Raw genomic sequence first — 11,096 nt, 5'->3', positions numbered from 1 at the left:
GTCACGTCAGTAGTACGGAAGTAGAACTGCGGACGGTAGCCTTTGAAGAACGGAGTATGACGGCCGCCTTCGTCTTTGGACAGAATGTACACTTCAGATTCGAACTTGGTGTGCGGCTTGATAGAGCCCGGCTTAGCCAGTACCTGACCACGTTCGATTTCTTCACGTTTGATACCACGCAACAGAACACCAACGTTCTCACCAGCACGGCCTTCGTCCAGCAGTTTGCGGAACATTTCAACGCCAGTACAGGTAGACTTGGCAGTCTCTTTGATACCAACGATTTCAACTTCTTCACCAACTTTGATGATACCGCGTTCTACACGACCGGTAACAACGGTACCACGACCGGAGATGGAGAATACGTCTTCGATTGGCAGCAGGAACGGCTTATCGATAGCACGTTCTGGTTCCGGGATGTAAGAATCCAGGAAGCCAGCCAGTTCGATGATTTTCGCTTCCCACTCTGCTTCGCCTTCCAGCGCTTTCAGAGCAGAACCACGAACGATCGGAGTGTCGTCGCCCGGGAAATCGTACTGAGACAGAAGTTCACGAACTTCCATTTCTACCAGTTCCAGCAGCTCTTCGTCATCAACCATGTCGCATTTGTTCAGGAACACGATGATGTACGGAACGCCTACCTGACGACCCAGCAGGATGTGCTCACGAGTCTGCGGCATCGGGCCGTCAGTCGCAGCAACAACCAGGATCGCGCCGTCCATCTGCGCAGCACCAGTGATCATGTTTTTAACATAGTCGGCGTGGCCCGGGCAGTCTACGTGTGCGTAGTGGCGAGTCGGGGTGTCATATTCAACGTGAGAAGTGTTGATGGTGATACCACGAGCTTTTTCTTCCGGCGCGTTATCGATCTGGTCGAATGCACGAGCAGCACCGCCGTAGGTTTTAGCCAGTACGGTAGTGATTGCAGCGGTCAGGGTAGTTTTACCGTGGTCAACGTGGCCGATGGTGCCGACGTTAACGTGCGGTTTTGTACGTTCAAATTTTTCTTTAGACACGGCTATATTCCTTACTATAGTGCTCTCCCCTATGGAGAGAGCACGGGACTTAGGTTTTAATCCTGTGGATTATTTACCACGGGCTTCAATAACGGCCTGAGCAACGTTGTTCGGCGCATCGTCGTACTTCAGGAACTCCATGGAGTAAGAAGCACGGCCTTTGGTCAGAGAACGCAGCTGGGTTGCATATCCGAACATTTCAGACAGCGGAACTTCAGCATGGATAACAACGCCAGTGACGTTGGATTCCTGACCACGAAGCATACCACGACGGCGGCTCAAGTCACCGATTACGTCACCGGTGTTCTCTTCCGGAGTCTCTACTTCAACCTTCATGATAGGCTCAAGCAGAACTGGTTTCGCTTTCTTAAAGCCATCTTTGAAGGCGATAGAAGCGGCCAGTTTAAACGCCAGCTCAGAGGAGTCAACGTCATGGTAAGAACCGAAGTGCAGACGCACGCCCAGATCAACAACCGGGTAACCAGCCAGCGGGCCAGATTTCAGCTGTTCCTGGATGCCTTTATCAACGGCCGGGATGTATTCGCCAGGAATTACACCACCTTTGATGTCGTTGATGAACTCGTAGCCTTTCGGGTTTGAACCCGGCTCCAGCGGGTACATGTCGATAACAACATGACCGTACTGACCGCGACCACCAGACTGCTTAGCGTGTTTACCTTCGATATCGGTAACTTTCGCGCGAATCGCTTCACGGTAAGCAACCTGAGGTTTACCGACGTTCGCTTCAACGTTGAATTCACGCTTCATACGGTCAACGATGATGTCGAGGTGCAGCTCACCCATACCAGCGATAATGGTCTGGTTAGATTCTTCGTCAGTCCATACGCGGAATGACGGGTCTTCTTTAGCCAGACGGCCCAGAGCCAGACCCATTTTTTCCTGGTCAGCTTTGGTTTTCGGTTCTACCGCGATGGAAATTACCGGCTCAGGGAATTCCATACGTTCCAGAATGATCGGGTGATCCGGGTCACACAGAGTGTCACCAGTGGTCACGTCTTTCAGACCGATAGCAGCAGCGATATCGCCCGCGCGAACTTCTTTGATCTCTTCACGTTTGTTAGCGTGCATCTGTACGATACGGCCGAAACGTTCACGTGCAGTTTTCACGGAGTTCAGGATGGTGTCACCGGAGTTAACCACACCAGAGTACACGCGGAAGAAGGTCAGGTTACCCACGAACGGGTCGGTAGCGATTTTGAATGCCAGAGCAGCAAACGGCTCGTCATCGCTAGCATGACGCTCAGCAGGAGTATCTTTACCGTCGTCCAGAATACCGTTGATCGCAGGTACGTCGACTGGGGATGGCAGGTAATCAATTACCGCATCCAGCATCGCCTGAACACCTTTGTTCTTGAACGCAGAACCACAGGTTACCAGGATGATTTCGTTGTTCAGAACACGCTGACGCAGAGCTTTTTTGATCTCTTCTTCAGTCAGTTCTTCACCACCCAGGTATTTCTCCATCAGCTCTTCTGAAGCTTCCGCAGCGGACTCGATCAGGTTCTGGTGCCATTCTTCAGCCAGTTCCTGCATGTCAGCCGGGATATCTTCATAAGTGAAGGTTACGCCTGCATCTTCTTCGTTCCAGTTGATGGCTTTCATTTTCACCAGGTCAACAACACCGGTGAACGCTTCTTCAGCGCCAATTGCCAGCTGCAGCGGAACAGGGTTCGCGCCCAGACGGGTTTTGATCTGACCAACAACTTTCAGGAAGTTCGCACCCATACGGTCCATTTTGTTAACGAACGCAATGCGCGGAACTTTATATTTGTTTGCCTGACGCCATACGGTTTCAGACTGAGGCTGAACACCACCAACTGCGCAGTAAACCATTACTGCACCATCAAGCACACGCATGGAACGTTCTACTTCGATTGTGAAGTCAACGTGCCCCGGGGTGTCGATGATGTTTACGCGATGCGGTTCGTACTGCTTAGCCATACCAGACCAGAATGCAGTAGTCGCTGCGGAGGTGATAGTAATACCACGCTCCTGCTCCTGCTCCATCCAGTCCATGGTGGCTGCGCCGTCATGAACTTCACCGATTTTATGGTTTACACCGGTGTAGAACAGAATACGTTCGGTAGTAGTGGTTTTACCGGCGTCGATGTGCGCACTGATACCGATGTTACGGTAGCGCGCGATGGGTGTTGTACGAGCCATTTGATTCCTCGTTTATCTTTTAGGCGTTCAATTTAAGTAGCCCAAAGCGGGCTGCTTACTAGAAGCGCCCGCCTGGTGACTAAAACTCCGAAGGGATTACCAACGGTAGTGTGCGAACGCCTTGTTGGCTTCTGCCATACGGTGAACGTCTTCACGTTTCTTAACTGCAGTACCTTTGTTTTCTGCAGCATCAGAAAGTTCGTTCGCCAGGCGCAGAGCCATGGATTTATCACCGCGTTTACGAGCAGCTTCAACGATCCAACGCATTGCCAGAGCATTACGACGGACCGGACGGACTTCAACTGGTACCTGATAAGTAGAACCACCAACGCGGCGAGACTTAACTTCGACAGTCGGGCGCACGTTTTCGAGAGCTACTTCGAAAGCTTCCAGTTCGTTTTTACCAGAACGCTGAGCCAGGGTCTCCAGCGCGCTGTATACGATAGTTTCGGCAGTAGATTTTTTACCATCTACCATCAGGATATTTACAAATTTAGCCAGCAGTTCTGATCCGAACTTCGGATCCGGCAGAATTTTACGCTGACCAATGACGCGACGACGTGGCATGGAAATACTCCGTTGTTAATTCAGGATTGTCCAAAACTCTAAGAGTTTAGTTTGACATTAATATAAAACGTTTGGCCTTACTTAACGGAGAACCATTAAGCCTTAGGACGTTTCACGCCATACTTGGAGCGTGATTGCTTACGGTCTTTAACGCCGGAGCAGTCAAGCGCACCACGAACGGTGTGGTAACGAACACCCGGGAGGTCTTTTACACGACCGCCACGGATCAGGATCACGGAGTGCTCCTGCAGGTTGTGACCTTCACCACCGATGTAGGAAGTCACTTCAAAACCGTTAGTCAGACGAACACGGCAAACTTTACGCAGTGCGGAGTTCGGTTTTTTAGGAGTGGTAGTATATACACGAGTACATACGCCACGTTTCTGCGGGCATGCTTCCAGCGCAGGCACGTTGCTTTTTGCAACTTTGCGTGCACGTGGTTTGCGTACCAGCTGGTTAACTGTTGCCATTAAATAGCTCCTGGTTTTAGCTTTTGCTTCGTAAACACGTAATAAAACGACCTCATACAATATGAGGACGCAGAATTTTAGGTCGGTGTCGAAAAGGTGTCAAGAAATATACAACGATCCCACAATTACCAGGACATCTGGCTGGGATGCTTCACCGTAAGTCTGACGAAGTCAGTATAGCTAACCCTGACGACACTGTCTGAAATTTGACCACTCAACCCGCGAGCCTTAATGTCTTCTTCCAGTACATAGACCTTAATGGAGGCATTTTGCAGACTTTCAAGGAAACGGCTTCCTTCGATTGCTGCCGTCACGCCATCCTGGAGCAATAAAAGCTCATCGTCTTTATCTACCAGGCGAAGAAGAGAGGAGAAATCGGTAAGCCACGCGGAGCGATGTAGTGTGTGCAGCATGAGAGTCTCAAAACCTTAAAATGACGTCAAAGTTGCCTAACTCACGGCGTAAATCTTCCGGTTCAAGCGCCGTCGCATCAACCACAAAATTCGCCCCCTCTGCCAGGCCTCGCTCACGCAATGAAGCCGCACAAAGCCAGCATTGTTCTATATCGTACAATCCTAACAGTTTGAAAGTAGCAATATAGTCTCGCGCCAGAACGACATCCGGTTGTTGACCCTGGAGGATCTGGAAGACACCATCACCGATAAAGAACACGCCGAGATCTTCCGTTAATGCAGATGTCGCCAGTAAAGCATCCAGTCCTTCGCGGCCGGATGCGCTGCCGTGCGGCACAGTAGAAAAAACAAAGGCAACACGTTTCATTAAAACTGCACCACGCGATCGCACGTCAGGGATGCTTCAGCCAGCGATCCAAGACCGCTGAGAGTAAATCCTGATTGTAAATTAGCACCAGACAACCCTAGCCGTGTTGCTTCAGTCTCATCAACAACACCACGCCGCAAGGCTGCCGCAACACAGATATTCAGCGCCACACCATGCTGTTGGTGAAGCTTTTGCCAGGCTCGAACTAAATCAAATTCATCACTGGCGGGCGATGTCAGAACGTTCGCGTTATACACGCCCTCACGATAAAAGAAAACGCTACACAACTCGTGTCCTTCTTCGAGTAGCGCATGCGCAAATTGCAATGCGCTACTCGCTTGCTGTGTGCCGTAGGCGGGCCCGGTTACCATGATGGCAAAACGCATTACTTATCTTGCCCCTGGAAATCACCGCTTTTGAACTGGCGAATATAGAGGTAGACCGTGTGCTTAGAGATGTTCAGACGATCGGCGACCTGATTGATCGCATCTTTAATATCGAAGATCCCTTTCTCATACAGGTTCAGGACAATCTGACGATTCTTGGCATTGTTGGAGACATTACGATCGGCGTTCACTTCTTCAATGGTGAACTCCAGCGTCTGCGTCACCAGATCTTCGACTGAGGACGCGAAGTTCACGGCTGATCCCACTTCCGGGGTCTCCGGCGGGATAAAGGTATTCATTATCTGCGAGAAAGGAACATCAAGGTTCATGTTGATGCACAGCAGACCAATCACGCGATGCTCACGGTTGCGAATGGCAATCGTCACCGACTTCATCAAGACACCGCTTTTCGCGCGTGTGAAATAACACTTCGACACGCTGCTATCCGCACCCGTCATATCATGCAGCATACGCAACGCAAGGTCGGTAATCGGCGAGCCAATTTTACGGCCCGTGTGTTCACCGTTAGCGATGCGAATGGCCGAGCATTTCAAATCCTGCAAAGAGTGCAATACGATTTCACAATGGGAACCAATGAGCATCGCCAACCCGTCCACTACCGCTTCATAGGATTTAAGGATATCGAAGTCGGTTTGATCGAAAGGACGTTGATCCAGCAAATCTAGCTCACTGGTTTCGTTGGTTAAAAGCGACCTGGACATGAAAAAAAGCACTCCTTTTCAGGAGCCTGTCGTTATGTTGTCAGGGCAGGCTCATCACTATTATAGGGGCATCTAAAGTAATACAGCGCACAAGGCGCTTTCCAGTATTAATTATATCCTGTCGATAATAAAAAACCGCCGCCCTGTGGGCGGCGGTTTCTGTTCTCTTACTTTTTGCTGCTGTCTGCAGCTTTATCAGCCGGTGCAGCTTCTGGCTGCGCATCGGCTTTTGGTGCCGGTTTGATATCTAACAGCTCAACATCAAAGACCAGCGTGGAGTTTGCCGGGATGCCCGGAACGCCAGTTTTACCGTATGCCAGATCCGGTGGGATAACCAACTGGATTTTGCCGCCTTTCTTGATGTTTTTCAGGCCTTCAGTCCAGCCTGGAATAACACCGTCAAGACGGAAAGAGAGCGGCTCACCACGGGTGTAAGAGTTATCAAACTCTTTACCATCGATCAGCGTACCTTTGTAGTTAACAACCACGGTATCGCTGTCTTTCGGTGCAGCGCCGGTACCTTCTTTCTCTACTTTGTAGACCAGGCCAGTGGCAGAGGTTTTAACGCCTTTCTCTTTAGCAAATTTCTCGCGGTATACTTTACCTTTGGCTTCGTTGTCAGCCGCGTCTTTTTCCATTTTTGCCTGAGCGGAGCTCTTCACGCGCGCTTCAAATGCCTGCAGAGTTTGTTCGATTTCCTGGTCAGACAGTTTGCTCTTATCTGCAAACGCATCCTGAACACCCGCGATCAACTGATCTTTATCCAGTTTGATGCCCAGTTTTTCCTGTTCTTTCAGGGAGTTTTCCATATAACGACCCAGGGACGCGCCCAGCGCGTAAGCGGCTTTTTGGTCGTCATTTTTGAATGCTGCTTTGCTGTCAGCAGTAGCGGCTGGTTTCGCGGCATCAGCAGCGAAGGTGATCGGGGCATGCAGTGCAACGGCCATTGTGGTCGCCAGCAGCGTTACTTTAAACAGTGATTTCATCCATCTCTCCAGGGCCGGGGCATCTCACCCCAGGGTTAACTAACATAAAAATGTACTATAAAGCGTTGCAGAACAAATCAACATACAGGCACGCCCTATTATCACCACTTTTCAGACTCTTTTTGTTTAAATTAGTTTCGTGACCGAAGATTGTGTGCTGTGCAAACAGGCAAAGTTAAGTAGAATTCGCCGCAGTCCGCGATCTGCCGGAGAAAAACAGAAGAGGTGAATCATGCAGGATACAACGATGGAAACTCGCCTGGCTGAACTGGAGAGTCGCCTGGCGTTTCAGGAGATAACCATTGAGGAGCTGAACGTAACCGTGACCGCGCATGAACTGGAAATGGCCAAACTGCGCGACCATCTGCGTCTGCTGACAGAAAAGCTCAAAGCCACTCAGCCGTCTCATATCGCGTCACAGTCTGAAGAGACCCCTCCGCCACATTATTGAGACGTAAAAAAAGCGGGATATTCCCGCTTTTTTTGTGTCCGAAAGCGCTAACACTTATCGGATCTACTCACATATACCCAAAGGATTTCAAATCACAGCAAGGCGGCAAGCTTGAGGAAGTCCTGGGAGCATAGATAACTATGTGACCAGGATTCGAAAGCGCAGCCAACACCGCTGTGGGTTGAAAGACGAAGGGTATTAGTGGCAACCGCAGCCGCCGCCGTTACCTTTACCGCCACCGCCGCAGCAGCCTTCGCCGCCGTGCTCGTGACCATGGTCGTGACCGTGACCGCCGCAGCAACCGTCATGACCGTGGTCATGATCGTGGTCGTGGCCGTGCGCACCGTGAACGTGGCCATGAGCCAGTTCTTCTTCGGTCGCTTCGCGGATCGCGACAACTTCGACGTTGAATTTCAGATTCTGGCCAGCCAGCATGTGGTTACCGTCAACCACAACGTGGTCGTCTTCCACTTCGGTAATTTCTACCGGTACCGGCCCCTGGTCAGTTTCAGCCAGGAAACGCATGCCAACCTGCAGTTCGTCAACGCCCATGAAGACGTCTTTAGGAACGCGCTGCACCAGATTTTCGTCGTACTGACCGTATGCGTCGTTTGCGCCAACAGCAACATCGAATTTGTCGCCAACTTCATGACCGTCCAGCGCTGTTTCCAGGCCAGAAATCAGGGAACCGTGACCATGCAGGTAGTCCAGCGGTGCACTCACCGGAGACTCATCAACCAACACACCGTCTTCTGTACGTACCTGATAGGCCAGGCTGACCACCAGGTCCTTTGCTACTTTCATGATATCTCCTGAGCATGGAAAGAATAGTGGCGCAGATTGTAGCGGAATTCTGCACCCGTGTACCCTCTAGCTTAAAAAAAGCTGCGGCATATCGCTAGTCCGGATGAAAAATCCCGATCACTTGCTCTTCTTTGCGAACGTGCTCGCGGGCCTGTTTATCGGCCTCGCGCATCTGATGACCGCACTTAACACACTCAACAATATCGATATTATTTTCACGCCACATCGCCAGCGAATCCTGCGCCTGGCAGGACGGACATTTTGCGCCTGCAATAAAACGTTTACGAATTGCCATGGTTATCCTCTACTCAAATTCATCCCAGCCATCCAGCTGGCGCCGTTCTTTCTGCATCTCCCGCTGGAAAATCTCCTCCAGCTCGCGTCGGGCCTCTCTGGCACGAGAGATTTGCACCGTATCGGTGTGCATTGGGATCAATTCCCGTAGCATGTGCATATCGAGTCGACGAAAATGCAACTGGGCACGCTGCGCCTGATGCGGATGCATCCCCAACGACACCAGCGCTTTGCGCCCCAGTTCCAGTGCGCTCGAGAAAGTTTCACGGGAAAACTGCGTGACACCTGCCTGTAATAACTCATGCGCCTCTACACGTCCGCGCGCTCGCGCAAGAATATGCAAATGCGGAAAATGTTGTTGGCACAATTCCACCAGCTTCATCGTGTCTTCAGGTTCATTGCAGGTGATCACAATAGACTGCGCCGCCTCTGCGCCAGCGGAACGTAAAAGCTCCACCTGTGTGGCATCGCCGTAATAGACTTTATAGCCATATTTACGCATCAGATTCACCGCACTAATATCCCGTTCCAGAACGGTAATACGCATCTTATTGGCCATTAACAGGCGACCGATGACCTGACCAAAGCGCCCAAACCCCACCACAATCACCTGCGGCTTATCGTCTTCCACCCAGGGTTTTTCATCTTCTTCATCCGGGCCGTTAAACTGGCGGGAGAGCCATTTATCAATCAGCTTCATCAGCAGTGGCGTGGTCATCATCGACAGCGTGACGGTTACCAGCAAAAGTGCCATTTGATCGCCCTGAAACAACCGCTGGGAAGATGCTGTTGAAAAAAGCACGAAGGCAAATTCTCCGCCCTGGCTTAGCACCCCCGCAAATTGCATCCGTTCAGAGCTTCTCATGCCGTTAAGACGCGCCAGTACATACAGCACCAGCATTTTTACGACCACCAGCACGATCACGCTCGCTGCCACCCACAGAATATGGGTGTAGAGCACGCCGAGATTGAGCGACATGCCAACGGAGATAAAAAACAGCCCGAGCAACAGGCCTTTAAACGGATCAATCGCCGTTTCCAGTTCATGTCGGTATTCGCTTTCCGCCAGCAGCACGCCAGCGATAAACGTTCCCAGCGCCATCGACAGCCCCAGCGCATCCATAAATAAAGCAGAACCCAGCACCAACAGCAGCGTCGCAGCGGTGAACACTTCCCGCACGCCGGACCCCGCAATAAAGCGAAATACAGGACGCAGCAGATAGCGTCCGCCAATCAACATGCCAGCAAAAGCCAACACTTTCATGCCCACTTTGATCCAGTCAAAATGTTCATCGGCTGATCCTGCTAACAGCGGAACCAGCGCCAACGCCGGGATCACCGCCAGATCCTGGAACAACAGCACCGAAAAGCCCAGTTGTCCGGATTCGCTGCGGTTCATCCCTTTTTCCCGCATCAGCTGTAACGCCATTGCGGTCGATGACATCGCCAGACCAATGCCGCCAACCACTGCCGCCTGCCAGGAAAAGTCAGTGAGCATCAATAACCCTGCCAGGACAAGCGCGCTAAGTAACACCTGCGCGGCACCGACACCAAAAATTGAACGCCGCAATTGCCATAGTTTGGCCGGGTTAAGTTCCAGCCCGATGATGAACATCAGGAAGACCACGCCCAGCTCGGAGAAGTGCAGAATTTCATCCACATCGCTGATGAATCCAAGTCCCCATGGGCCAATAGCGATCCCCGCCAGCAAATAACCCAACACCGGTCCAATACCCAGCCGCGATGCCAACGGCACCGCAGCCACCGCCGCGAAAAGGAACAGCACTCCCGCAGTCAATAAATCAGAACCTTCCATCAGCGGCCTCCCACAGGGATCGGATTCGCCAGCCAGTCACCATACGCTTTCGCATGGCTGTCCAGCTCCTGCTTCGTTTGCCGTCTGGCCCAGTAAACGATGATGGGGCTCATCCAGTGCATCCGGCACATCCCTGCCGTTAGCTCGAAAGGGCGCAGCACATCACTCATCGGATAGCGGTTTAGCGCGTCATAGCGGTAGGCGCTTTCCGGTTCGCCGGTAGTGATCACACTCCGCCAGTACTTTCCCGCCAGTTGATTCCCTCCGGGGCCACTGGCAAACCCGCGGCTCAGTACGCGGTCAAGCCACTCCTTTAACAGCGCCGGACAGCTATAGGTGTAAAGCGGATGCTGAAAAACAATCACATCATGCTCACGCAGCAGTTCCTGCTCGTGAGAAATATCGATAAAAAAATCGGGATAGTGCGCGTATAGGTCGTGCACGGTAACATTACTGAGCTGTATGGCCGGTTTAAGCAGAACCCGGTTCGCGACCGAGTCCTGAGATTCCGGATGGGCATACAGCAGCAACACTTTCGCTGGCTGGGACATCATCCCCCTCCCGGTTTTGTCTTTTGTCTATTTTCGGCGTTTTGGGCTACCATTGCGCCTCGGTGCGGC

General features: G+C 51.6%; 14 protein-coding genes. 1 reads left to right on the top strand and 13 read right to left on the bottom strand.

What is annotated here, in order from left to right; all coding sequences use genetic code 11:
• From tuf to fkpA, 9 genes are all read right to left on the bottom strand, one after another.
• Positions 1 to 1,016: elongation factor Tu (tuf, locus tag OGY19_RS05430; RefSeq protein ID WP_286534202.1), on the bottom strand; the 1,016-nt coding region annotated here is incomplete at its 3' end.
• 69 nt (positions 1,017 to 1,085) lie between these two features.
• Entirely contained in the window at positions 1,086 to 3,200 is a 2,115-nt protein-coding gene (gene fusA, locus OGY19_RS05425; RefSeq protein ID WP_003023659.1) for an elongation factor G, read from the bottom strand.
• Between the two features lie 96 nt (positions 3,201 to 3,296).
• The gene (gene rpsG / locus OGY19_RS05420) at positions 3,297 to 3,767 is read right to left on the bottom strand and encodes a 30S ribosomal protein S7 (protein WP_003023657.1); all 471 of its coding nucleotides are present in this window, start codon (positions 3,765 to 3,767) and stop codon (positions 3,297 to 3,299) included.
• Between the two features lie 95 nt (positions 3,768 to 3,862).
• Positions 3,863 to 4,237 carry a 30S ribosomal protein S12 gene (gene rpsL / locus OGY19_RS05415; RefSeq protein ID WP_003023654.1) on the bottom strand — a complete coding sequence of 125 codons (375 nt, stop codon included), beginning with the start codon at positions 4,235 to 4,237 and terminating at the stop codon, positions 3,863 to 3,865.
• 125 nt (positions 4,238 to 4,362) lie between these two features.
• Positions 4,363 to 4,650 carry a sulfurtransferase complex subunit TusB gene (gene tusB / locus OGY19_RS05410; RefSeq protein ID WP_008786292.1) on the bottom strand — a complete coding sequence of 96 codons (288 nt, stop codon included), beginning with the start codon at positions 4,648 to 4,650 and terminating at the stop codon, positions 4,363 to 4,365.
• Positions 4,651 to 4,657: 7 nt separating this feature from the next.
• The gene (tusC, locus tag OGY19_RS05405; RefSeq protein WP_048213526.1) at positions 4,658 to 5,017 is read right to left on the bottom strand and encodes a sulfurtransferase complex subunit TusC; all 360 of its coding nucleotides are present in this window, start codon (positions 5,015 to 5,017) and stop codon (positions 4,658 to 4,660) included.
• Entirely contained in the window at positions 5,017 to 5,403 is a 387-nt protein-coding gene (tusD, locus tag OGY19_RS05400; RefSeq protein ID WP_005121677.1) for a sulfurtransferase complex subunit TusD, read from the bottom strand. The genes tusC and tusD overlap by 1 nt, the downstream gene beginning before the upstream one ends.
• Entirely contained in the window at positions 5,403 to 6,125 is a 723-nt protein-coding gene (locus OGY19_RS05395; protein WP_003023643.1) for a helix-turn-helix transcriptional regulator, read from the bottom strand. The genes tusD and OGY19_RS05395 overlap by 1 nt, the downstream gene beginning before the upstream one ends.
• Positions 6,126 to 6,292: 167 nt before the next feature.
• Positions 6,293 to 7,111: an FKBP-type peptidyl-prolyl cis-trans isomerase gene (gene fkpA, locus OGY19_RS05390; RefSeq protein ID WP_048213527.1), complete on the bottom strand. Its 819-nt coding sequence runs from the start codon at positions 7,109 to 7,111 to the stop codon at positions 6,293 to 6,295.
• A gap of 232 nt (positions 7,112 to 7,343) precedes the next feature.
• Between fkpA and OGY19_RS05385 the strand changes: the two genes are divergently transcribed.
• Positions 7,344 to 7,562 carry a protein SlyX gene (locus OGY19_RS05385; protein WP_003023639.1) on the top strand — a complete coding sequence of 73 codons (219 nt, stop codon included), beginning with the start codon at positions 7,344 to 7,346 and terminating at the stop codon, positions 7,560 to 7,562.
• A gap of 198 nt (positions 7,563 to 7,760) precedes the next feature.
• Here the strand turns inward: OGY19_RS05385 and slyD are convergent, their stop codons facing one another.
• The 4 genes from slyD to kefG all read right to left on the bottom strand — a co-directional run bounded on the left by slyD (position 7,761) and on the right by kefG (position 11,027).
• On the bottom strand, positions 7,761 to 8,366 hold the full coding sequence (gene slyD, locus OGY19_RS05380; protein WP_003023634.1) for a peptidylprolyl isomerase: 606 nt from the start codon (positions 8,364 to 8,366) through the stop codon (positions 7,761 to 7,763).
• Between the two features lie 94 nt (positions 8,367 to 8,460).
• Positions 8,461 to 8,661 carry a YheV family putative zinc ribbon protein gene (locus tag OGY19_RS05375; protein WP_048213528.1) on the bottom strand — a complete coding sequence of 67 codons (201 nt, stop codon included), beginning with the start codon at positions 8,659 to 8,661 and terminating at the stop codon, positions 8,461 to 8,463.
• 9 nt (positions 8,662 to 8,670) lie between these two features.
• Complete coding sequence (kefB, locus tag OGY19_RS05370; protein WP_115601376.1) at positions 8,671 to 10,476, bottom strand: glutathione-regulated potassium-efflux system protein KefB; 1,806 nt, start codon at positions 10,474 to 10,476, stop codon at positions 8,671 to 8,673.
• Complete coding sequence (kefG, locus tag OGY19_RS05365) at positions 10,476 to 11,027, bottom strand: glutathione-regulated potassium-efflux system ancillary protein KefG (protein WP_048213530.1); 552 nt, start codon at positions 11,025 to 11,027, stop codon at positions 10,476 to 10,478. The genes kefB and kefG overlap by 1 nt, the downstream gene beginning before the upstream one ends.
• Positions 11,028 to 11,096: the final 69 nt, after the last annotated feature.

The sequence above is a fragment of the Citrobacter sp. Cy070 genome (genome assembly GCF_030332245.1).
Classification (GTDB): Bacteria; Pseudomonadota; Gammaproteobacteria; order Enterobacterales; family Enterobacteriaceae; genus Citrobacter; species Citrobacter youngae.
This window is presented reverse-complemented; position numbering and strand designations above follow the sequence as displayed.

Bases quoted from the DNA above. Each gene is read 5' to 3' on its own strand.
- fusA (WP_003023659.1), bottom strand. From the start codon at position 3,200: ATGGCTCGTACAACACCCATCGCGCGCTACCGTAACATCGGTATCAGT.
- rpsG (WP_003023657.1), bottom strand. From the start codon at position 3,767: ATGCCACGTCGTCGCGTCATTGGTCAGCGTAAAATTCTGCCGGATCCG.
- rpsL (WP_003023654.1), bottom strand. From the start codon at position 4,237: ATGGCAACAGTTAACCAGCTGGTACGCAAACCACGTGCACGCAAAGTT.
- tusB (WP_008786292.1), bottom strand. From the start codon at position 4,650: ATGCTGCACACACTACATCGCTCCGCGTGGCTTACCGATTTCTCCTCT.
- tusC (WP_048213526.1), bottom strand. From the start codon at position 5,017: ATGAAACGTGTTGCCTTTGTTTTTTCTACTGTGCCGCACGGCAGCGCA.
- tusD (WP_005121677.1), bottom strand. From the start codon at position 5,403: ATGCGTTTTGCCATCATGGTAACCGGGCCCGCCTACGGCACACAGCAA.
- OGY19_RS05395 (WP_003023643.1), bottom strand. From the start codon at position 6,125: ATGTCCAGGTCGCTTTTAACCAACGAAACCAGTGAGCTAGATTTGCTG.
- fkpA (WP_048213527.1), bottom strand. From the start codon at position 7,111: ATGAAATCACTGTTTAAAGTAACGCTGCTGGCGACCACAATGGCCGTT.
- OGY19_RS05385 (WP_003023639.1), top strand. From the start codon at position 7,344: ATGCAGGATACAACGATGGAAACTCGCCTGGCTGAACTGGAGAGTCGC.
- slyD (WP_003023634.1), bottom strand. From the start codon at position 8,366: ATGAAAGTAGCAAAGGACCTGGTGGTCAGCCTGGCCTATCAGGTACGT.
- OGY19_RS05375 (WP_048213528.1), bottom strand. From the start codon at position 8,661: ATGGCAATTCGTAAACGTTTTATTGCAGGCGCAAAATGTCCGTCCTGC.
- kefB (WP_115601376.1), bottom strand. From the start codon at position 10,476: ATGGAAGGTTCTGATTTATTGACTGCGGGAGTGCTGTTCCTTTTCGCG.
- kefG (WP_048213530.1), bottom strand. From the start codon at position 11,027: ATGTCCCAGCCAGCGAAAGTGTTGCTGCTGTATGCCCATCCGGAATCT.